19 protein-coding genes, 1 pseudogene and 1 riboswitch are annotated in these 20,227 nt (G+C 67.7%); of the genes and pseudogenes, 12 read left to right on the top strand and 8 right to left on the bottom strand.

The features are described 5' to 3' along the window. Positions 1–74 precede the first annotated feature (74 nt). Positions 75–455 (bottom strand): NADH-quinone oxidoreductase subunit A, encoded by a 381-nt coding sequence (locus ACFV4K_RS16500; RefSeq protein ID WP_379275644.1) that lies wholly within the window; start codon positions 453–455, stop codon positions 75–77. Positions 456–716: 261 nt separating this feature from the next. After that, entirely contained in the window at positions 717–1,136 is a 420-nt protein-coding gene (locus ACFV4K_RS16495; protein WP_379275642.1) for a hypothetical protein, read from the bottom strand. 127 nt (positions 1,137–1,263) lie between these two features. Here ACFV4K_RS16495 and ACFV4K_RS16490 point away from each other — a divergent pair. The 5 genes and pseudogenes from ACFV4K_RS16490 (at position 1,264) to ACFV4K_RS16470 (ending at position 6,935) form a co-directional block, all read left to right on the top strand. Next, positions 1,264–2,812 (top strand): annotated as a pseudogene (locus ACFV4K_RS16490) (hypothetical protein). Further along, positions 2,809–3,981 carry an FHA domain-containing protein gene (locus tag ACFV4K_RS16485; protein ID WP_379275640.1) on the top strand — a complete coding sequence of 391 codons (1,173 nt, stop codon included), beginning with the start codon at positions 2,809–2,811 and terminating at the stop codon, positions 3,979–3,981. The pseudogene ACFV4K_RS16490 and the gene ACFV4K_RS16485 overlap by 4 nt, the downstream one beginning before the upstream one ends. Before the next feature lie 74 nt (positions 3,982–4,055). Beyond that, on the top strand, positions 4,056–5,432 hold the full coding sequence (locus ACFV4K_RS16480) for a dihydrolipoyl dehydrogenase family protein (RefSeq protein ID WP_379275639.1): 1,377 nt from the start codon (positions 4,056–4,058) through the stop codon (positions 5,430–5,432). Between the two features lie 90 nt (positions 5,433–5,522). Further along, positions 5,523–5,951 (top strand): CBS domain-containing protein, encoded by a 429-nt coding sequence (locus tag ACFV4K_RS16475; RefSeq protein ID WP_379275637.1) that lies wholly within the window; start codon positions 5,523–5,525, stop codon positions 5,949–5,951. A gap of 72 nt (positions 5,952–6,023) precedes the next feature. Further along, entirely contained in the window at positions 6,024–6,935 is a 912-nt protein-coding gene (locus ACFV4K_RS16470) for an LLM class flavin-dependent oxidoreductase (RefSeq protein WP_379275636.1), read from the top strand. Between the two features lie 48 nt (positions 6,936–6,983). On the opposite strand, the gene ACFV4K_RS16465 is transcribed toward ACFV4K_RS16470, so the two are convergent. After that, positions 6,984–7,385: a nuclear transport factor 2 family protein gene (locus ACFV4K_RS16465; RefSeq protein WP_379275634.1), complete on the bottom strand. Its 402-nt coding sequence runs from the start codon at positions 7,383–7,385 to the stop codon at positions 6,984–6,986. Between the two features lie 103 nt (positions 7,386–7,488). Beyond that, positions 7,489–7,737 carry a hypothetical protein gene (locus ACFV4K_RS16460; protein WP_357081819.1) on the bottom strand — a complete coding sequence of 83 codons (249 nt, stop codon included), beginning with the start codon at positions 7,735–7,737 and terminating at the stop codon, positions 7,489–7,491. A 180-nt stretch (positions 7,738–7,917) separates the two neighbouring features. Here ACFV4K_RS16460 and ACFV4K_RS16455 point away from each other — a divergent pair, with 180 nt between their 5' ends. The 3 genes from ACFV4K_RS16455 to ACFV4K_RS16445 all read left to right on the top strand — a co-directional run bounded on the left by ACFV4K_RS16455 (position 7,918) and on the right by ACFV4K_RS16445 (position 11,212). Then, on the top strand, positions 7,918–9,078 hold the full coding sequence (locus ACFV4K_RS16455; protein WP_379275633.1) for a helix-turn-helix domain-containing protein: 1,161 nt from the start codon (positions 7,918–7,920) through the stop codon (positions 9,076–9,078). A 199-nt stretch (positions 9,079–9,277) separates the two neighbouring features. Continuing rightward, on the top strand, positions 9,278–9,580 hold the full coding sequence (locus ACFV4K_RS16450; RefSeq protein WP_379275631.1) for a hypothetical protein: 303 nt from the start codon (positions 9,278–9,280) through the stop codon (positions 9,578–9,580). A 126-nt stretch (positions 9,581–9,706) separates the two neighbouring features. Then, entirely contained in the window at positions 9,707–11,212 is a 1,506-nt protein-coding gene (locus ACFV4K_RS16445; protein ID WP_379275629.1) for an FAD-binding oxidoreductase, read from the top strand. A gap of 30 nt (positions 11,213–11,242) precedes the next feature. Here the strand turns inward: ACFV4K_RS16445 and ACFV4K_RS16440 are convergent, their stop codons facing one another. Both ACFV4K_RS16440 and ACFV4K_RS16435 read right to left on the bottom strand, forming a co-directional pair. After that, positions 11,243–11,614 carry a MarR family winged helix-turn-helix transcriptional regulator gene (locus ACFV4K_RS16440; RefSeq protein ID WP_379275628.1) on the bottom strand — a complete coding sequence of 124 codons (372 nt, stop codon included), beginning with the start codon at positions 11,612–11,614 and terminating at the stop codon, positions 11,243–11,245. Between the two features lie 89 nt (positions 11,615–11,703). Beyond that, positions 11,704–13,470 (bottom strand): MFS transporter, encoded by a 1,767-nt coding sequence (locus ACFV4K_RS16435; protein WP_379275626.1) that lies wholly within the window; start codon positions 13,468–13,470, stop codon positions 11,704–11,706. Between the two features lie 699 nt (positions 13,471–14,169). Between ACFV4K_RS16435 and ACFV4K_RS16430 the strand changes: the two genes are divergently transcribed. Both ACFV4K_RS16430 and ACFV4K_RS16425 read left to right on the top strand, forming a co-directional pair. Beyond that, entirely contained in the window at positions 14,170–14,931 is a 762-nt protein-coding gene (locus ACFV4K_RS16430) for an MspA family porin (RefSeq protein WP_379275624.1), read from the top strand. Positions 14,932–15,079: 148 nt separating this feature from the next. After that, positions 15,080–15,158: riboswitch (ZMP/ZTP riboswitch) on the top strand. Positions 15,159–15,174: 16 nt separating this feature from the next. Continuing rightward, on the top strand, positions 15,175–16,326 hold the full coding sequence (locus ACFV4K_RS16425) for a phosphoribosylaminoimidazolecarboxamide formyltransferase (protein ID WP_379275622.1): 1,152 nt from the start codon (positions 15,175–15,177) through the stop codon (positions 16,324–16,326). 48 nt (positions 16,327–16,374) lie between these two features. Here ACFV4K_RS16425 and ACFV4K_RS16420 read toward each other — a convergent pair whose 3' ends face one another. Both ACFV4K_RS16420 and ACFV4K_RS16415 read right to left on the bottom strand, forming a co-directional pair. Further along, positions 16,375–17,190: a hypothetical protein gene (locus ACFV4K_RS16420; RefSeq protein ID WP_379275620.1), complete on the bottom strand. Its 816-nt coding sequence runs from the start codon at positions 17,188–17,190 to the stop codon at positions 16,375–16,377. 102 nt (positions 17,191–17,292) lie between these two features. Next, positions 17,293–18,168: a LysR family transcriptional regulator gene (locus ACFV4K_RS16415; protein WP_379275618.1), complete on the bottom strand. Its 876-nt coding sequence runs from the start codon at positions 18,166–18,168 to the stop codon at positions 17,293–17,295. A 123-nt stretch (positions 18,169–18,291) separates the two neighbouring features. On the opposite strand from ACFV4K_RS16415, the gene ACFV4K_RS16410 reads away from it, so the two are divergent. Next, on the top strand, positions 18,292–19,740 hold the full coding sequence (locus ACFV4K_RS16410; RefSeq protein WP_379275616.1) for a form I ribulose bisphosphate carboxylase large subunit: 1,449 nt from the start codon (positions 18,292–18,294) through the stop codon (positions 19,738–19,740). A gap of 14 nt (positions 19,741–19,754) precedes the next feature. Beyond that, entirely contained in the window at positions 19,755–20,177 is a 423-nt protein-coding gene (locus ACFV4K_RS16405) for a ribulose bisphosphate carboxylase small subunit (protein WP_379275614.1), read from the top strand. Positions 20,178–20,227 lie beyond the last annotated feature (50 nt).

Here is a 20,227-nt window from a genome sequence, read left to right as displayed (position 1 = left end):
GTCGGACTACTTCTCCCGGATCGGGACACCCCGCCTCGCACGGGGTGTGTGAATGGAAATCCCCTGTGCGCCGATCAATCCCAGCTGAGACCGCCGCGCCGCCACTCGTAGGCGTAGGCGACCGAGACGTTGAAGATGAACAACGCCATGGCGGCCAGCCCGAACACTCCGAGTGCGTCGAAGTGCACGGCCCACGGGTAGAGGAAGACGATCTCGATGTCGAAGATGATGAACAGCATGGCGGTGAGGTAGTACTTCACCGGAAAGCGTTGGCCCGCACCGTTTCCCGGACCACCCGAGACCGCGTGCGGGGTCGGCTCGATACCGCATTCGTAGGCCTCGAGCTTGGCCCGGTTGTAGCGTTTGGGGCCGATCAGGGCCGCCAGGAAAATGGAGAACACCCCGAACGCGGCGGCGACCGCGCCGAGAACCAGGGTCGGTACCTCGATATTCACTTCAGCACTACCCCTCCTGCGAGCTGGACGACGCACTACGGACGGCAGCGGGCGCGGAGGGATGATGTCAGTGGTGCATGGCTGTCATGCATCTCCCCGCGCTCCTGTGAGCTACGGCACAGATTACAACTCGGACGAGAAGATACATGACGATTCGCGATCGCGTTTGATCGAATTCGGAACGGTCTTTTATGACCGATTGGACGTAATCCCGAATGTCACGTGACACGGGTTTGCCCTGATCACACGGGCGAAGGAAGATCAGGCCGCGAAGCTATTACCGAGCACACCCAGGACAGCGTCGGTCAACCGGATGGGGTCGATGGGGTGCGGCACCGCCGCTTCCGCGCGCGACCAATTCGCCAGCCAGGCATCATCGGGCCGACCGGTCAGCACGACGATCGGTGGGCAGTCGGCGATTTCGTCCTTGAGCTGCTTGGCCAGGCCGAGACCGCCCTCCGGGGCCGACTCGCCGTCGAGGATCAGCAGATCCAGTCCACCGGCGTCCATCTTCTCGAGGACCACCGGGCCCGTGGCCACCTCGACGTAGTCGATCGGCGGCAGATCGGGGTGCGGCCGTCTGCCCAGCGCCAGCATGACCTGGCTGCGGGTATCGGCATCACTGCTGTAAACGAGGACCCGCACGGCGACGGGACGTTTGGCATCGGCCACGTTCCGCATGCTACGTCGCAGATGGGGCGGCGCGGGGCAGCTTCGCGAGAAGTCCGCGTACGCGTCGCGGAATCGCCTGTCGCGCAATACGTCGATGGCCGGTTGTTCGTAATCCGAGACCGGTACGATCCCGCGAATGAGGGGAGCCGTCACCCAACGCCTCATCGAAACCGACGTGTGGACCGACGAGTTGGTGGGGCGAGCCGGGATTCCGGTCTTCGATGTGCCACTGGTGAGCGTCGGCAGCGGGCTGGGATCGTTCACTCTGTTCAACACCTTGCGGATCTACGGGGTGCCCGGGACGGCGATGGCGGTGCTCGGGCCGCAGGACGTGCCGTGGGGATCGTACGAATACCTGACTCGGGTGTCACAGATTCCGCGCGAGGAACGGCTGCGCAGTGATTCGGGCGGAACGCCGGACAATATCTGGGGATTTCCGTCCTATGCCCTTCGCGAGGCAATAGCTGAAAAGTCGCTATCCGCTTTGTGGAATATACTGGTGGAGCCGGTTTTCGCCGAGTACTACACGCCTCGGGCAGGGCAGGTCTTCGCGGCGCTGGAGCGCGAGTTCCAGCGGGTCGAATACGCGCGACCCTTGTACAAAGGGCAGGTTCGCATGGTGCGCAAGCGGAGCGGCGGCGGGTACTTCACGATCCTCACGCCACCGGAAGGGGCGTCGGCGACCAAGCGAATCGCGTTTCGCGGCAGTCATGTTCACATCGCGGTCGGGTACGCAGGACTGCGGCTGTTGCCGGATCTGCAGGAGTACCGCGAGCGGTACCGGGATCCGACGCGAGTGATGAACGCCTACGAGCCGCACGAGCACGTGTACGAGGCATTGCAGCGGCGGCCCGGGACGGTCATGGTACGCGGCAGCGGAATAGTTGCCAGTCGTGTGCTGCAACGACTGATCGACGATCGGGATCGGCTGCGGCTCAACACCCAGATCCTGCATCTGTTCCGGACCTATGTGGCGGGACCACAAGGGGACAGCGTGTTCGGGCGGCGGGCGGGCGCGAACGGGTGGGCGTATCAAGCCTTCAATTTTCCCAAGGCGAGCTTCGGCGGGCAGATCAGGCAGCGGCTGCGGACGCTCGAGGGGCGGGAACGGGCGGAGGCGCTGAAGACCCTGGGCGGGACCACGACGCCGCGGCGCAAGCGGTGGGAGGAACAGCTGGCGCGGGGGCGGGCGCAGGGCTGGTATCAGATCCTGGTGGGGTCCGCGCGAAATCTGCGGCCCGATCGCACCCGGCCCGGGGTCGTGACGACGGTGGCGCCCGAGCCGGACGGGCCGGGCGGTTTCGCGTCGACCGACCGGCCGGTTGACGTGCATGCCGATTACGTCATCGACTGCACCGGGCTCGAAGCCGATATCCGGGAGCATCGACTTGCTCGCCGATCTGCTCGATCACACCGGGGCCCGGCGCAATCCGCTCGGGCGGCTGGACGTGGACCGGACCTTCGAGCTGTTCGGGACCCGCAGCGGGCCCGGGCGGGTGTACGCCTCGGGTAGCGCGACGCTGGGCGGGTACTTCGCCCCCGTGGACTCGTTCGCCGGATTGCAGTACGCGGCCCTGGAGATCGCCGACGACCTGGCGGCGAACGGGTTCCGCCGGCGGCTGGATGCGCTGCGCTCGGTGCGGCAGTGGTGGATGTGGGTCACCGATCGGCGGATTCCGGTATGACGCCGACATTGTGGGGACGGATTCAGACTCGCGTGATCGTGCTCGGGGTGATCGGGACGGTGACCACGCGGGTCGAGGTGGTGCCGGGCCGCCACCTGGTGGCCTGCGTCGACGGGGTGGTCGTGGTTGTCGCGCATCGGGATTCGAGTGTGATCACCGCGGCGTCCGAGGCTATTGCCGTGCTGGACAAGGTCTTGGCGATGGTGGCGGAGGCGTCCTCGCGGGAGACTCGGCGCACCGGACGCACCTTTGCACGGCTGGCGAGCACGTGGCTGATGGGTCGCGCGGACGAGGAGCAGGTCGAATTCGCGGTGCTCACACCGGGAAAGCGGGGGCTGGCGGTCTTTCTGCACGGCCGGGTCACGGCGATGCTCGAGGGGACTGATGACCGGGAAATGTTGCACGGCCGCGATGCCGGATTCAGTGTCGATCGGGTGGTGAGTCCCGCGCCGGGGCGCGCGGCCGCCGTCTTCGTCGACGACGGCGAGCCGCGGAAGAGCCTGCCCAGAGCGAGCGTGTGGTCGCTGCGCGACGGACGGGTGCCGGGTTCGGGAGCGGTGATGTGGTTGGGGGAGAAGGCGAATACGCCCGACGCCGAGATCGCAACCGGAGGTCGGGACCCGGTTCCGCGCGATTCCGGCAGTGCGCGCACCATTGCGCCCACTGCCATTCCCGCAGGAATCGAGACCACTCCCACCGGTGTCGTGGTGCACGGATTCAGGTGCGCCCGCGGACATCTCAACGACCCCCGCGTGCCCTTCTGCGTCGTGTGCGGGATTCGCATGGAACATGCTGACCTGTGTCCTCGCCCCGGCATCCGCCCGCCGCTGGGCGTTTCGCTGCTCGACGACGGCACTTCCTACGTTCTCGACAGCGATCTCGTGATCGGCCGCGAACCCGCCCGCTCACCGCAGGTGCGGCGTGGCGCGCAAGCGATCCGCATCCCCGACGCGACCGGGGGCATGTCTCGCGTCCACGCCGAGATCCGCCTCGTGGACTGGGACGTCCTGGTCATGGATCGCGGGTCAGCCAACGGCACCCACATCCGCCCGCCCGGCCGCCCCGACTGGACCCGCGCCGTACCCGGCCAACCCACCGTCCTGGCGCCCAGCAGCCAATTGCTGCTCGGAGGACGCGTCTTCACCTTCGACTCGCCGCACGGACGCTGACGGCGGAGGTTGGTTCGATCCGGCCGGATGTGGGGAGATAGCGTCACTGGGAGCTGACGAGCGAAGGAGCACGCGTGACTGCCGAATCCGTTGATGTCGTGGTGATCGGGATGGGGCCCGGAGGGGAGGACGTGGCCACGCGGGTGGCGCGGGGCGGACTCGCTGTCGTCGGGGTCGAGGGGCGGTTGGTGGGCGGGGAGTGCCCGTATTACGCGTGTGTGCCGACCAAGATGATGGTTCGGGCGGCGGGGGTGCTGGCCGAGGCTCGGCGGGTGGAGGGGCTCGCGGGGTCGGCCTCGGTGCAGGCGGATTGGCGGCCGGTCGCGGCACGGATCCGGGAGGAGGCCACCGACGATTGGGACGACCGGGTGGCGGTCGAACGGTTCGAGAAGGCGGGCGGGCGGTTCGTGCGCGGGTGGGGGCGGATCAGTGCGCCGGGGGAGGTGACCGTGGCGACCGATGGTGGAGAGCGGGTGTTTCGGGCGCGGCGGGGGATTGTGCTGAATCCGGGGACGGAACCGGCTGTTCCGCCGCTCGACGGGCTGGCGGGGACGCCGTTCTGGACGAATCGGGACGCGGTGCCGGCTACCGAGGTGCCGGAGTCGCTCATCGTGCTGGGTGGGGGACCCGTGGGGGCGGAGTTCGCGCAGATCTTCGCGCGGTTCGGGGCGCGGGTGACCGTGGTCGTGCCGCGGCGGCTGTTGCCGCAGGACGAGCCGGAGGCGGGGCAGCTGCTGGCGAAAGTGTTCGCGGAGGAGGGGATCGAGGTCCGGGACGGGGTTCGGGGGACGGCGGTGCGGCACGACGGGCGCGAGTTCGCGCTGCCGCTCGACAATGGCGAGGTATTGCGTGCCGAGCGGTTGCTCGTCGCGGCGGGGCGGCGAACCGAACTGGCGGGCTTGGGAATCGGGGCGGTCGGCTTGGACGAGTCGGCCAGGTCAATACCGGTGGACAATCGGCTGCGGGCGGCCGACGGGGTGTGGGCACTCGGCGATGTCACCGGGCAGGGGGCTTTCACTCATGTGTCCATGTATCAGGCGCGGATCGCGGCGCAGGACATTCTCGGTAGCGGGAACGAGGTCGCTCGGTATCACGCCGTACCGCGGGTGACATTCACCGATCCCGAGGTCGGGGCGGTCGGTATGACCGAGGAGCAGGCGCGGGCGGCAGGCCTGACGGTCCGGGCCGGAATTACCGAAGTACCTGCGTCCACGCGGGGTTGGATCCACAAAGCGGGCAATGCCGGGTTCATCAAACTGGTCGAGGACGCCGACCGCGGGGTGCTCGTCGGCGCGTGCTCCGCCGGGCCGGAGGGTGGCGAAGTCCTCAGCGCCCTGGCGGTGGCCGTCCACGCCCAGGTCCCGACCGCGACTCTGCGGGAGATGATCCTCGCCTACCCGACCTTCCATCGTGCCATCGAATCGGCCCTCGATGCTCTCGCATCCGTTTAGGCATCGAATCGCAATCGTTGCTGTTCACACGCGTGTAACAGCGGCATCCTGGTAACCATCGATAGTCCTAGCTGGTTGGGCGGTGGGCACATGCGAATCTCGGAAATCCTGCGCCGGAAGGGCGGCGAAGTCGTCACGATTGCACCCGATGCAACCGTGCGCGAACTGCTCAGAATCCTGGCGGCACACAACGTCGGCGCGGTCATCGTCTCCCCGGACGGCACCGCCATGGCCGGCATCGTCTCCGAACGAGACATCGTCCGCCGCCTCTACCGCGACGGCGCACCCCTCCTGGACGCCCCGGTCTCCACCATCATGACCGCGGCCCTCCACACCTGCTCCCCGGACGACAACGTCGAAACCCTCAACTCCATCATGACCGAACACCGAATCCGCCACCTCCCCGTCCTCGAGGACGGCCGGATGATCGGCATAGTCAGCATCGGCGACGTGGTCAAAAGCCAAATCTCCGAACTCGAAACCGAACGCGAAGCCCTCGTCCGCTACCTCCACAGCTGACCGGGCACCCGCCGCCATCGCGGCCGGAAAACATTGACCTCTAGTCGAGTTGAGGTTGCAGGGTAGGGGATTGTGCAGACAATCCCTGTGGAGATCGGTGTCATCCTGCCTTCGGTGGCGACGCAACGGACTCAGAAACTTGATATAGGCGCGGCTTCTCGTCATGCCGAGGAGGTCGGGCTCGATGGGGTTTGGCACGGGGATCACCTGTCGATCGGTGTGCCTGTGCTGGATTGCACGATTGCCCTCGCGGTCGCGGCGGCCGCGACCGAACGGGTGCGGATCGGCACCAGTGTCTACGTCCCGGCGCTGCGGCCGCTGGCCTGGGCGGCCAAGCAGGTGGCGAGCTTGCAGCATGTCAGTGGTGGGCGTCTGATCCTCGGTGTCGGGTCCGGGGGCGGTCCGGGTCAGTGGGCGGCGGCAGGGCTTCCGTTCGGGGAGCGGGGTGCTCGCACCGATGCCGCGCTGCGGGTGTTGCCTGAGTTGTTGGCGGGCAAGCGGGTCGCTCTCCCCGATATGCCGGAGCCGATCGAGATCGAATTGGCGCCGTCCGTTCCGGTTCCGCCGGTGTTGGTCGGAAACCATTCGGCTCCCGCCCGGCGGCGGGCCGCAGAGCTGGGGGACGGGTGGTTTCCGTCGCTGATCCCACCGGCCCAGGTGGCGGCAGGGCTCGCCGAAATCACCGAACTCGCCGCGCAGTATCAACGGCCGGCGCCCACTGTCACCATCGGCGCGACCGGAGTTCTCGGCACCGGATCGGATCTGCCCACGCGCGCCGAGATCGCCGCTGGAATCAGCCAGAACTACGGGAAGTCGATCGAGGAGACCTTGCCGATTCCGATCACCGGATCCATCGAGCAAGCCGCCGAACGCGTAGCCGCCTACCGGGACGCCGGCGCCCACCGCCTCGTCATCGGTATTGCGGGAGGTGACTGGCGGCGGCAGTGCGAATTGCTGGCGCAGGTGCGTTCCACGCTCAGTTGACCTGCGGAGAAGGCTACTACCGGGCTGCTAGCCAGTCCGGCGGGCTGCCTACGGGGTCAAGGGCTTTCGGCGGGGGATCACTCGGCGGTGGGTGATGCGCCAGCCGTGGCGGGTGCGGTGGAGGGTGTCCTCGTAGGTGACGCTGGTGGTCGTGGCGTCGGTATTGACGGCCAGGCCCTTGGAGATCGCGTGGGCCGTGTCGCCGTCCAGGGCTGTGACCATCACATTGGTGACGTGGTGGGCGAGGGGGTTGGCGTCGCCCAGTTCGCGTGCCATGTCGCGGAGGGCTTCCACTCCGGGCACGGTGCCCGCGCCGAAGGAGGTCAGGTCGTAGGTGACGTCCTCGGTAAATACCTCGGTCCATCGGTCGAACTCGCCTGAATCGCTCAGATGTCCGTGCAGGGCGATCACTTCGTGGATTGCCAGTCTGTCCGCAACCGCATCCGTCATCCCCACACCAGATCACGAATCGGCGCGGTCAGCCACGGATTTTCGCGGCGATCGGCGGGCGGGGCCAGCCCGAGCTGGAGTGCGCGGGCTGGTGCCGGACGGATCAGTCGGTCCAGATGGAGAGGTACCAGAGACCGTCGGCGCCCAGCGTGCATTCGTAGATGTCGTCGCCGGGGACGAGCTGGGTGCCGTCGGGGCGGGTGAAGGTGCCGGTTTCGCCGTCGGCGTCGCAGGCGGCCTCGGTGGGGTAGTTGCCGTCCACCTGCCACTCGGTGTCCTTGCCGGCGTGGGCGGTGCCCATCGCCGCGATCAGACCGAGGGCGACCAAGGAGGTCGTTGCGAGCTTCTTCATATGGTGTTCCTTTTCACGAAAGAGCCCGGTCGACGGTCTCAGGTAAGACCGAGTGGCCGGGCTGCCACACGATACTTCAGCACGGGGGTCCGACAAATCCGGCAGCGGTCGGACCGCTTGGCGCTCAGCACGTTCCGCTACCGGCTGCGCATGCCGGTGTGGCCGACCTAGTCTGGAGCGATGAGCGGCGACCTTGGTCAGCGGCTGCAATCGGTTCGGAAGCGGCGGGGGCTCACGCAGCGGGAACTGGCTGCGAATTCGACTGTCTCGGTGTCTCTGATCCGGAAGATCGAGCAGGGGGAGCGGGACGACACTCGGATCGAGACGCTGCGGCGGTTGGCGGTGGCCCTGGGATGCCCGCTGACCGCGCTCATCGGCCCCGCGCCCAGCGCGCCGGAGAGCAGGGACGGCGAGTTGTGGGCCGCCACCACGCGAGCGATCGATGCGCCTCGGCCGGACGTGGCGGTGGAGCCGCAAACGGAACAGGCTGTGGCCGAATCCCTTGCGGCGGCCGTGCGGTTCTACCACGACAACCGGTATGAGCTGCTGGCGCGAGTCCTGCCCGATCTGGTGGACGCGAGTGACAGTGTCTCGCCCGTGCTGCGGGCGCGGATTCTCCAGCTGACCGGCTCGGTCATGGTCCAGACACGACAATTGGGAACGGCGCGCAGAGTTCTCGATCGCGCGCTGGCGGCGGCGCAGGCGAGCGATGATCTACTCGACGCCGCGTCCGTCGTCGTCACGCTGTGCTGGCTGCTCCTGGTGGAGCGGCGATTTCAGCAGGTCGACGACCTGGCGATCGGGTGGGCCGACCGGATCGAGCCACGGATCTCGACCGCTACCGAACGCGAGCTCTCCACGTGGGGCTGGCTGTTGCTGCGTGGGTCGGCGGCGGCGATCCGCGACAACCGGCCCGACGACGCCGATGACATGATGCGGTTCGCGCAGTCCGCCGCAGTGGCGGTCAAACGCGAACCGCGTGGCTACCAGGACTATTGGACGATCTTCGGTCCCGCCACCGTGGCCATGAAGCGCGTCGAGAACGCCGTCATCGACGACCGGCCCGACCTGGCACTGCAGTTGGCCCAGGACGTGCCGCCCGGACTGCGGCCCACCTCCGACAACCGCAATCGGCATCTCCTCGACCTCGCCCAAGCCCACCTCGACCTCGCCCGGCCAGATCCGGCCCTGGACATCCTGCTTCGGCTCTCCGGCGAGGCCCGCCCCTGGCTGATCGAGCAGCGTTTGGCCAAAGATCTCCTGGCCAGGCTGATCGGCAGACGCCGAACCCTCACTCCGGAGATGCGCGCCCTCGCCGATCTCATCCGCCTCGAATACTGATCGCTCCGTGGCACTTCCGCTGCCGGACCCCGGAAAGTGCCATTGCCGCAGAATTTCCGCGGCCCGATCCTTATTCGGAATCAGCTGGAAGCAGACTCGACGATCGAGAGGGCGAGCAATGAACCCCGGGGCTCTGGGATATCTCCGCGAAGACGTGTCCGGCTCGCGACGGCAGTGGGACGAGCGGCGGATTCGGGCGTTGGCGGAACGGTTGGGGTATGACCTTCGGCGGACGGCGGTGTTCGGGCCGCATACTGATCGGCCGGTGCACCGGTTGCAAGTGCTGGTCGGGAATTTGGGGGTGGACGCGGTGATCATGCCGAGTCTGGAGCATTTCGAGGGTGGGGAGGCGCCGGGGGAGCTGGTGCGGCGGGCGGATGTGATCACCGTCAGTCCGGAGGAGACGTTCGCGCGGTGGATCGTTCCGCCGGATGCGGCGGCCGACATGTGGTCCCGGTGGGCGGCATGCCATGGACACGCCAGCACCCGTTTCGACGAATGAACGGTGGGTGAACCATGATCAATTGGTGCCGTGTCGTTCGATGGAAATAGGTGGGTCGCGAACTGTGATATCGAAAGCGAATAACTCGGCGACACAGCGGATCTGCGGCAGACCGAGGGGGCTGGTGTGAGACCTCAATTCTCGCGCAGCGTGTTTCTGCGCGGAGCTCTCGGAATCGCGGTCGCCGGTGTGGGTTTCGCGGGGGCCACGCGGCTGCCGACATCGGTCGCGACACCGGATACCGGGTCGTCCGGCGCGAACGCCGGAGACCTGGGCAGCGCTTCGGGATCGAGCAGCGGGAGCGCCGACCCGAAATGGCGTGAGCTGAAAGGGAAACTGCGCGGCCGGGTCGTCCTGCCGGGGGATTACGGATATCCGGGCGTGAAGGAGGTCTTCAACACTCGCTTCGACAACGAGATGCCCGAGGCGATCGTGCAGATCGCGGACGCCCAGGACGCCGCCGCCACCTTCGAGTTCGCAGCCGAGAACGACCTCCTGGTGGCGGCCCGCGCCGGCGGCCACTCCTATGCGGGAATGTCCACGGCGACCGGCACACTCGTCATCGACGTGCGGCGCATGCAGGGCATTCGCGCCGAGGGCGGCAAGGCGGTCATCGCGCCCGGCCACACCCTCTACGACATCTATCACGAGCTGGATCGCGGCGGGCTGAGCCTGCCCTCCGGCATGTGTCCGGGCGTCGGCATCGCCGGTCTCACCCTGGGCGGCGGACTCGGCAACGAGTCGCGCGCCCACGGCCTCACCGGCGACCGGCTCACCGCCGCCACCGTGGTCCTGCCCGACGGCACCATCACCGAGGTCTCCGCCACCACCCGCCCGGATCTGTTCTGGGCCTTGCGCGGCGGCGGCCCGCACTTCGGCGTCGTCACCTCGTTCACCTTCGAGACCATCCCCGCGACGCCGAAAGACGTAGTGCGCCTGACCTTCCAGGGCGACGAGGCGGCGACCGTCATCGCGGGCTGGCAGGAGTGGCTGCGCTCGGCCCCGCGCGAACAGTGGGCCGACGTCAGCATCGACGCCGACGGCCAGGGCGGCATGCACTGCTGGATGCAGCTGGTCTGTCCCGCGGGGACTTCCGAAACCGTCACCGCCGAACTCGTCGACGCCATCGGCGTCGCCCCCGGCATCGTCGAACCCCGCACCCTGTCCCATCTGGAAGCGGTCCTCTACCTGGCGGGCGGCACCGCCGATCAGCCGCGCGCCGCCTTCACCAACGGCTCCGACATCGTCGCCGAGCTCACCCCCGACACCATCGGACGCATCCTCGAGGTGGTCGCCCGCTTCTCCAGCGTCGGCGGTACCGGATGGGTCCAGATCAACGCCCTCGACGGCGCGATCCGCGACCTCGCCCCCGACGCCACCGCTTTCCCCTGGCGCAACCACGCCGCCCTCGTGGAATGGGGCGCGTACGAACCCATCCCGCACGAATCGGCCCTGGCCTGGCTGGCCGACGCGCACGCCACCATGGCCCCCGACTCCGTCGGCGCCTACATCAACTACCTCGAGCCGGGCGACCCGCTGTCCCGCTACTACGGCTCCAACTACCCCCGCCTGGCCGAGCTCCGCAGCCTGGTGGACCCCAATAACCGCATCCGCTCGGTCCTGACCGCCTGACCCCGCCCTCCGGGGCGGGGGAGTCCCCCGCTACTGGTCGAGGGCCTGGATGAGGGTGTTGAGGCCGGAACTGACGGATGCGCGCTGGGCGGGAGTGAGGGTTTCCAGCGCGACGGCGAAACGCTGGATGCGGGCCGAGGTGAGGCCGGTGACCAGATTGTGGGCCGCCTCGGTGGCGGTGAGCAGCTGGGCCCGGCCGTCTTCGGGGTCCGCGTCGCGGGTGAGGTAGCCGCCCTTTTCCAGACCCGTCACTATGCGGGACATGGTCGGTGCGCTCACCCGCTCGATCGAGGCCAGGTCGCCCAGCCGCAGGGGACCCGAGCGGGCGACCGTCGCGAGGGCGGACGCCGCGCCGGGGCTCAGCGCCCCGAGGTCGCCGGAGTGGCGCAACAAGCGCAGCAAGCGGCCGATGGTGTGGTACAGGTCGGCGGCCTCGGTGAGCTGGTCGGGGTCGGCGACGCTCGTGGGCTCGGACAGCGTGATCTCCTCCGTCAGATTCCCTCGCGGGCGGCTTCACGCAATTCGGCCGCCTCGTCCGTGACAGTCGGGCTACCGGCGAACCAGGAGGCCGCCGCGCCGATCAGCATCATAATCGCGGCTCCCAGGAAGACCACGACCAGACCCGAGTGGAACGGTCCGGAGATCAAGTGCGGGAAGAACTCCTGACCGGTGAGCACATCGCCGTGCACGCCGGGATGGTCGAGTGTGCCGGTGGGGCCGAGCAATTCCTTGATCGGGTTGTAGCCGAGGAAGGCCGCGAACAGGCTGCCCACCGGAGGCATGTCCGAGATCGCCTCGGCGGCCGACGCGGGCACACCCTGCTCCTGCAGGCCCGAATTCATGGCGTCGGGCAGCGTATTCGACAGGCCGACGATCATCAGCGAGAAGAACAGGCCGATCGACAGCGCCATACCGCCGTTGAACAGCGTGCCGCGCATACCGGAAGCCACACCGCGCTGCGCGGCGGGCACCGACGACATCACCTCGGCGGTGTTCGGCGACGCGAACATACCCGAACCGAGGCCGTTGAGGGCGATGACCAGCGCGAACACCCAGTAGTCGAAGTCGACCGGCAGCACGACGAGCAGCACGAACGTCAGAGCGGTGATCAGCATGCCGACGGTGGCGAACAGCCGCGCGCCGTACCGGTCCGACAGCTTGCCCGACACCGGTCCGGCGATGAGGAATCCGACGGTCAGCGGCAGCAGGTAGATGCCCGCCCACAGCGGCGTCTGCTCGAACGAGAAGCCGTGCAGTGGCAGCCAGATGCCCTGCAGCCAGATGATCAGCATGAACTGCAGACCGCCGCGGCCTAGCGAGGACATCAGTCCGGCGATATTGCCCAGCGCGAACGCCCGGTTCTTGAACAGCGACATATTGAACATCGGCTGCGCGACCTTGGACTCGATCACGCAGAACACGGCCAGCAGGATGATGCCGCCGATCACCGCGCCCAGCACCCACGGGTTGGTCCAGCCGGTCTTCGAATCCCCGTGCGGCTGAATGCCGTAGGTGATGCCGGTCAGCAACGCGGTCAAGCCCAGCGCGAACGTGATGGTGCCCGGCAGGTCCAGCGATCCCGGATTGCGCTGGCCATTGTCGTGCAGCGAGCGATAGGACCAGATGGTGCCGATGATGCCGAACGGCACGCTCACCCAGAAGATGGCCTTCCAATCCCACTGCGCCAGTACGCCGCCCATGAGCAGACCGAGGAAGGAACCGGCCACCGCCGCGACCTGATTGATCCCGAGCGCGAACCCGCGCTCGTCGGCCGGGAAGGCGTCGGTGAGGATCGCGCTCGCATTGGCCATCAGCATCGCGCCGCCGACACCCTGGATCACGCGCCAGGCGATCAGCCACACCGCGCCGCCGCCGTGCGTGAACGGATCGAACGACAACGCCACGGCCGCGAGGCTGAACACCACGAACCCGTAGTTGTAGATCTTCACCCGCCCGACCATGTCGCCGAGCCGCCCGAACATGACCACGAGCACGGCCGAGGACAGCAGGAAGCCCATCATCAGCCACAGCAGGTAGCTGACATTGGCGGGTTCCAGGGGATTGAGCCCGATGCCGCGGAAGATGTCGGGCAGCGAGATCGTCACGATCGAGGAGTTGATGGTGACCATGAGCATGCCCAGCGTCGTATTCGACAGGGCCACCCACTTGTACCGGGGGTGATCATGCTCGATCCGGAGTCGTCTCCGAATGGTCTGGACGTCACCGGCATCCAATCCGGTGGTAGGGGCCGCAGCCATCAGAGCCTCCCGCGAGTCTGCGAACGAACTTCCCCAATATAGTTGCATGTTGCTAACTAATGAAATCGGGCGCGCCTCACTCAATGGAATGCCTTGCGGCCAAAAACGGAGCGCTGTACGGTTTTGCGGACGGCACCGAGGTGAGCACCGGTTTCGCGGAGGGGGATCCGAGCGACGCGACCACTGGGCGACGGCGGACAGCGATCATGACTCGGGCGACCGGCGTGCCGACGGGGCCGCGGGCGACACCGACCCCGGCATCACCTACCACCGTGATCGCCAGCCGAGCCGACCAGGTCACCACCCCACCGGAGGTCACCTTCCTCACCGCCGCCCCGAGGCCCTCGTCCACATCTGGGTCCAAGACCTCTGCCCCGCAGACACTTTCGACCACGGCATCTCCCGCAGTCACCCACCGTCGACTATCTGGTCGAAAAGGCCCTCGACCCCGCCTACTCCGGCGACGCCTGCCCTCTCAGCAACTGACCGCAGGCAACCGGAATACGTATCGAGCCGACTTCTGCTGCGCGGCACGGATTCCCGGCCTGATCGCAAATGTGAAACCACCGATTCGTGCCGGTCGACACGCCTGCCGCAGCGCACCAGTCCGGCACGATTTGCAGTTACGCTGCTATTCGGGACCTGCGCCTGCGGTATCGAGCTCGTACACCTCTTCGAGAACGAGAACAGGATCTGGTTATGCGACATCCGCTCATGGCCGCCACGGCAGGAACAGCCGTGGCCGGTGTAACCCTGGCGAGCCTATGGGCCTGGGGTGCCGATCCGGTCCGGGCTCAGCCGCCCGCCGGGGACGTATCCGGCGCGGGAGTGCATATCGTCGCGTCGGTCGACAGCGTCGAGGTGAATCCGCCCGGAAACCGGACGCCGAACTTCCTGATGACGTTCGCACATGCCGCGCAGATGTCGGGCAGTTACTCGGTCACCGTGGACGGTGACCCGATCACATCCGGTCAGGCCGTCGCGGGGTTCATCCTCGGCTGCGGGATCAGCGTGGCCGGCGGCGTCACCGTCGGCATCGAACCCAACCAGGGTCTGGCCGCCGCCATTTCCCCGTCGGTGACCCCTGGGAGCGTCTCCGTCAGCCCGCCGAGCGGGACGGTCACGCCCAGCGCCTCGGCCACGCCCAGCGCCCCGGCCACGCCCAGCGCCTCGGTCACCCCGCCCGACATCAGTCTCGGACCCAGCGTGGGCGGGACGCTGGGTCTGACGGAAGTCCTGACGGCCACCATGGGACCCGGCCAGGTCACCATGACGACCACGGCGACCGCGGCCCTGGACAACACCACCGTGTTCCCGTACCAGATCATGTTCAACAACGCCGCATTGAACGTCGCGCAATGTGCTTCGCCGGTGTCCGCGGTCCCCTTCGTCACCACCACGGTGAGCACCGCGCAGGGCGTCGTGCAAACCACCGCCTACGGCGACCAATTCACCTTCTGAACCTGGCCGGTCGCCCGAGCCTACGAGGGCAGTTCCGGCCGGGGTTTTCCCTTGGGGCGACGGTGCGGGCGAGGATGCCGAGGGTCGGGCGCCTACCGAGGCGGGTCCGCTACCGCCCGATCCCGAAACCTGCGGAGGCACGGACTACAGTGATCTCGCGACTGGCGTGACGTGGATCAGACCACGAGGAAGCGCAGATCGGAGCGTCGTCCGCCTGGGTGCTCCCGAACTCGAGTTCGGGAAGTGGGCACCATCATGGATCTGCGGTACGGCATGAATCCCCATCAGCGAGCCCGCGTGGTCGGCGGCAGCGCCGAACACATTCGCGTGCTGCACGGTTCCGCGTCGCTGATCAACTACCTCGACCTGCTCAACGCCTGGCAGCTGGTCGCCGAGGCACAGACCGCGACCGGCCGGGTGGCGGCCACGTCGTTCAAGCACGTCTCACCGGCCGGGGCGGCGGTCGACGGGGAGCTCGACGAAACCCTGCGCGAGTCCTGGGGTTTGGGTGACGCCGGCCTGGGACCGGGTGCCGCCGCCTACATTCGGGCACGCGACGCCGATCCGCGCTCCTCCTACGGTGACATGATCGCGGTGTCCGCGCCCGTGGACGACGAGCTGGCCGACCTGCTGGGCGGCGTGGTGTCCGACGGCATCATCGCGCCGGGCTACGCGCCCGGGACCGTCGAGAAGCTGGCCCGCAAGAAGGGCGGCCGCTTCCTGGTCGTCGAGGTCGATCCCGCGTACCGGCCGCCGGAGACCGAGAGCCGCACCGTCTTCGGCGTCACCCTCGAGCAGGACCATGACCGGCAGCCGAACACCGCGGAGCTGATCCGGGTGGCCGACGGGCCCGCACTCAGCGAGGCGGCGGTCTCGGACGCGCTGCTCGGCATGATCACCGCCCGCTACACGCAGTCGAACACGGTGGTCCTGGTGCGCGACGGCATGACCGTCGGCGTCGGAGCGGGCCAGCAGTCCCGGGTGGACTGCACCCTGCTGGCGGGAGCCAAGGCCCGCACCTGGTGGAACCGCCGCCACCCGGCCATCCGCGCACTGCCACTGCCCGCGTCCCTACCCCGCCAGGAGCGCCTGAACTGGCGGATCGCCCTCGCCGCAGGCACTCTCACCGCCACCCAGCACAGCGAACTGTCGGACCTGCTTGCCGAGTCGACCTCCGACCCCGACCTCTCCACCTGGACACGTCAATTCTCGGGCCTCACGCTCGTGTCCGACGGCTATCTGCCCTTCCGCGACAATGTCGACGTCGCCGCCGCCCACGGCGTCACCGCGATCATCGAACCCGCCGGAGCTCTGCGCGCCGACGCCATCCTCGACGCCTGCCGCGAACACCGGATCACCCTCGCGCGCACCGACCTCCGCATGTTCCACCACTGACAGTTTCCCGGCGACCGGCACCTGACCGCTGCACAACCGATGCCGCGGTCAGCGTGGCCGGGTCGGCAGGACCGGGGGGACGAGCGTCGGTACGCGAGTGTAGGGGAAGGTGGGCTGGACGAAACTGGGGCGGTCGAGGGTGAAATTGGGCTGTCGGGCGGGCGGGTCCGTGTGGGGCTCGCGTAGCGCCATGGCGAGTACGAAGACGAATATGCCTGCGATGGCCACCGCCGCCAGCATGATCAGGTTGGATTCGCGCTTTCCCGGTTCCGCGGATGGCGCCGGGCGGTGGGGGACGTTCCTCGTTCGAGGGGCGGATGGTGCCCGCGGCGGTGGCGGTGGGCGGTGAACCGGTCGCGCGGGATAGGGCGCCGCGCCGGCCTCGCGCAGCACTGTCGGCAGCGTGTACTCGATGCCGTCGAGCATCGAACCCAGCACATCCGACTGCACGCGGTCGAGCAATTCGCGGCGTTGCAGGCCGCTGTGCAGCGCGCGGGCGGCCGCCGCGGATTCATCGGCGATCAATCCGAGAACGACCAGTCCGACCGGGATCGGCCAGAGGCGGTACCGGGTCGCCAAGCGGCCGGAGACATCCAGGGCGATCGCGCACTGATCGGTGAGGAGCGCGTTCTCCCACCGGCCCGCGCCGCGGCTCGGGCGGTCGATCATCCCCTTGCGCTCGATCGCGTCGGCATCGCCGGTGTCCAAGCAGATTCGCGACCAGTCACCCGATCCGTCCGCTCGCATCAATGCAACCAGCAGGTCACCTGTGTCGACGGGAGCCGGAGCCCTGGCGGCCGCGGCCAGTCGCAGCGCGACGACCACCGTCGTATGGAAGCGGGCACCATCAAGTACGCCAGCCATGAATCATCTCCCCCGGCTGGGCCGAAAACCGGAGTACGTACCGCTCCGTTTGCGAGGAGAGTACAGCGTCGACAGTGTCCTGTCAGGGGATATCCGACGACCTCAGACACCACGAAATGCTTTGTCGCCGACTCGATCCGGGTCCGTGATGTGGGAGAGGAACAGGCGCGCGGCGGGGGTGGGGGTGCGGGTGGTGACGGCGTGCCAGGGGCGGGTGAGGGGAGTGCCCTCGACGGGGAGGATCTCCAGGCGACCGGTGGCGAGGTCGGCGGCGACGGCGTCGGAGTGGATGAGGGTGATGCCGAGGCCCTCGCGCGCGGCGGCCAGGGCGGCGCCGTGGGTGCCGAGAGTCAGTGTGGGCGGATGGATTTGGAGGCGGTCGAAGAGGGCGAGGGTGGTGTCGCGGGTGCCCGAACCTTTGCCGCGCAGGAGCCAGGTGGCGTCACAGGGGTCGGGCCAGCGGGAGGGCGCGCCGACGACGACGAGCTGGCAGGGGCGGCGGGCGCGGGTGAAGAGGCCGGTGTCGCGGGGCGGGCGGCCGGCGACCACGAGGTCGGTTTCGTGGTGGGTGAGTTCCAGGAACAGGACGTCGCGGGGGTGGATCGACAGGCCCAGTTCGATGTCGGGGTACCGGCTTCGGAACGACGCCAGCAGGTGGAGCAGGACGTATTCGCCCGCGGTGGCGACGACGCCGATACGCAGCCGGCCGGTCTCGGCCTCCCGGACGGCGGCGTGCGCTTCCTTCATCAGACCGAGGATACTGCGGCAGTAATCGGCGTACACCCGCCCGGCTTCGGTGAGCGCGATGCCGCGCCCGGATTTGGTCACGAGTTTCGCGCCGAGTTGTTTCTCGATGTGTGCTACAGCCGCCGAGGCGGCGGCCTCGGTGATGTGCAACTGGGCCGCGGCGCGGCGAATGCTGGAGTGCTTGGCAACGGCGAGAAAGGTTTCCATGCGCACCGCGCTCACCGTACCCATACTCAACGGTAGCAAACCCGACGAAAAGGTTGAGCGAGAACAGAAACAATCGAATTGTTTGTCGTTAACGGGCCCGTCATCCTGGGAATCGCAAGTGACCCAACCCGGTTCGCAGGAGGAAAGATGGCCGGATCTGACGATGATCAGCGCAGCCGGTGGGATCCGGGCGTGCAGTCGTATGCGTCGATGGGATACTACAACCCGGACTACGAGCCGAAGTACACCGACGTCCTCGCGGTGTTCCGGGTGACGCCCCAGGACGGTGTCGACCCGATCGAGGCGTCGGCGGCCGTCGCCGGTGAATCCTCCACCGCCACTTGGACAGTCGTCTGGACCGACCGCCTCACCGCGCACAACCGGTACCAGGCCAAGTGCTACCGCGTCGAGGATGTGCCGGGTCGCCCGGGCGAGTACTTCGCCTACGTCGCCTACGATCTGGACCTCTTCGAGGAGGGCTCCATCACGAACCTCACGTCCTCGGTGATCGGCAATGTATTCGGTTTCAAACCGCTGAAGGCATTGCGGCTGGAGGATATGCGTATTCCCGTGGCGTATGTCAAGACCTTCCAGGGTCCGCCGCACGGAATCGTGATGGAGCGCGAGTATCTCAACAAATACGGCCGCCCCCTACTGGGCGCGACGGTGAAACCGAAACTCGGGCTCTCCGCGCGCAACTACGGTCGTGTGGTGTACGAGGCCTGCAAGGGCGGACTCGATTTCACCAAGGACGACGAGAACATCAACTCGCAGCCGTTCATGCGCTGGCGTGACCGCTACCTGTTCGCCATGGAGGGCGTCAACCGCGCCATCGCCGAAACCGGTGAATTGAAGGGCCATTACCTCAATGTCACCGCCGCCACCATGGAGGACATGTACGAGCGCGCGGAGTTCGCGAAATCGCTCGGCAGCTGCATCATCATGATCGACCTGACGGTCGGCTACACCGCCATGCAGTCCATCTCGAAGTGGGCGCGCACCAACGGCATGCTGCTGCACCTGCACCGGGCCGGGCACTCCACCTTCACCCGCCAGAAGACGCACGGCGTCAGCTTCCGGGTGCTGGCCAAATGGTGCCGGTTGATCGGCGTCGACCACCTGCACGCGGGCACGGTCATCGGCAAGCTCGAAGGCGACCCGCACACCGTGCGCGGCTTCTACGACACCTTGCGCGACAACCACATCCCCACGAACCCGGTCAACGGCATCTTCTTCGACCAGGACTGGGCCAGCCTGCCCGGCGTCATGCCGGTCGCCTCCGGCGGCATCCACGCCGGCCAGATGCACCAGCTGCTGGACCTGTTCGGCGACGACGCCATCCTGCAGTTCGGCGGCGGCACCATCGGCCATCCGATGGGCATCGCCGCGGGCGCGGAGGCCAACCGGGTCGCGCTCGAAGCGGTGGTCAAGGCGCGCAACGAGGGTCGCGATCTGCTCAAGGAGGGCCCGGACGTGCTGCGCCGCTCCGCCGAGAGCTGCCGCCCGCTCGAGGTCGCCCTGCAGACCTGGGGTGACGTCACCTTCGACTACACCTCCACCGACGCCCCCGACGCCGTCCCCACGGCCTCCCGCTGAAAGTCGACCCACCCATGCATCTGCGCCAAGGCACCTTCTCGCACCTGCCGGACTTCGACGACGCCGAGATCGCCGCCCAGGTCCGCTACGCCCTGCTCAACAACTGGCCGGTGTCGATCGAGTACACCGACGATCCGCACCCGCGCAACAACTACTGGGAGATGTGGGGCCTGCCCCTGTTCGATCTGGACGAGCCCGACGGTGTGCTCGCCGAGATCAACGCCTGCCGGGCCACGTTCCCGCGGCACTATATTCGCGTCAACGCCTACGACGCCTCCTACGGCCGCCAGACCACGGCGCTGAGCTTCATCGTGCAGCGCCCGGCCGACGAACCCGGTTTCCGCCTCGACCGCACCGAGGGCGCGGACCGCAGCCAGCGCTACGGCTTCCACGCCTACTCGTCGGATCAGCGATCCGGCCAAAGGTACGGCGGCTGAACACCTTTCGGATCAGGAGGTTATCGTGAGCTCGGAACACCCCGCGGCAT

It is taken from the genome of Nocardia sp. NPDC059764 (assembly GCF_042732555.1).
Lineage (GTDB): Bacteria > Actinomycetota > Actinomycetes > Mycobacteriales > Mycobacteriaceae > Nocardia.
Note: the sequence above shows the minus strand (reverse complement) of the source record. Positions and strands in the feature narration are given on the sequence as shown.

Coding starts and splice junctions, on each gene's coding strand:
- ACFV4K_RS16435 (WP_379275626.1), bottom strand. CDS start 13,470: ATGGCTGCGGCCCCTACCACCGGATTGGATGCCGGTGACGTCCAGACC.
- ACFV4K_RS16430 (WP_379275624.1), top strand. CDS start 14,170: ATGCGACATCCGCTCATGGCCGCCACGGCAGGAACAGCCGTGGCCGGT.
- ACFV4K_RS16420 (WP_379275620.1), bottom strand. CDS start 17,190: ATGGCTGGCGTACTTGATGGTGCCCGCTTCCATACGACGGTGGTCGTC.
- ACFV4K_RS16495 (WP_379275642.1), bottom strand. CDS start 1,136: ATGCGGAACGTGGCCGATGCCAAACGTCCCGTCGCCGTGCGGGTCCTC.
- ACFV4K_RS16475 (WP_379275637.1), top strand. CDS start 5,523: ATGCGAATCTCGGAAATCCTGCGCCGGAAGGGCGGCGAAGTCGTCACG.
- ACFV4K_RS16410 (WP_379275616.1), top strand. CDS start 18,292: ATGGCCGGATCTGACGATGATCAGCGCAGCCGGTGGGATCCGGGCGTG.
- ACFV4K_RS16460 (WP_357081819.1), bottom strand. CDS start 7,737: ATGAAGAAGCTCGCAACGACCTCCTTGGTCGCCCTCGGTCTGATCGCG.
- ACFV4K_RS16405 (WP_379275614.1), top strand. CDS start 19,755: ATGCATCTGCGCCAAGGCACCTTCTCGCACCTGCCGGACTTCGACGAC.
- ACFV4K_RS16415 (WP_379275618.1), bottom strand. CDS start 18,168: ATGGGTACGGTGAGCGCGGTGCGCATGGAAACCTTTCTCGCCGTTGCC.
- ACFV4K_RS16455 (WP_379275633.1), top strand. CDS start 7,918: ATGAGCGGCGACCTTGGTCAGCGGCTGCAATCGGTTCGGAAGCGGCGG.
- ACFV4K_RS16465 (WP_379275634.1), bottom strand. CDS start 7,385: ATGACGGATGCGGTTGCGGACAGACTGGCAATCCACGAAGTGATCGCC.
- ACFV4K_RS16485 (WP_379275640.1), top strand. CDS start 2,809: ATGACGCCGACATTGTGGGGACGGATTCAGACTCGCGTGATCGTGCTC.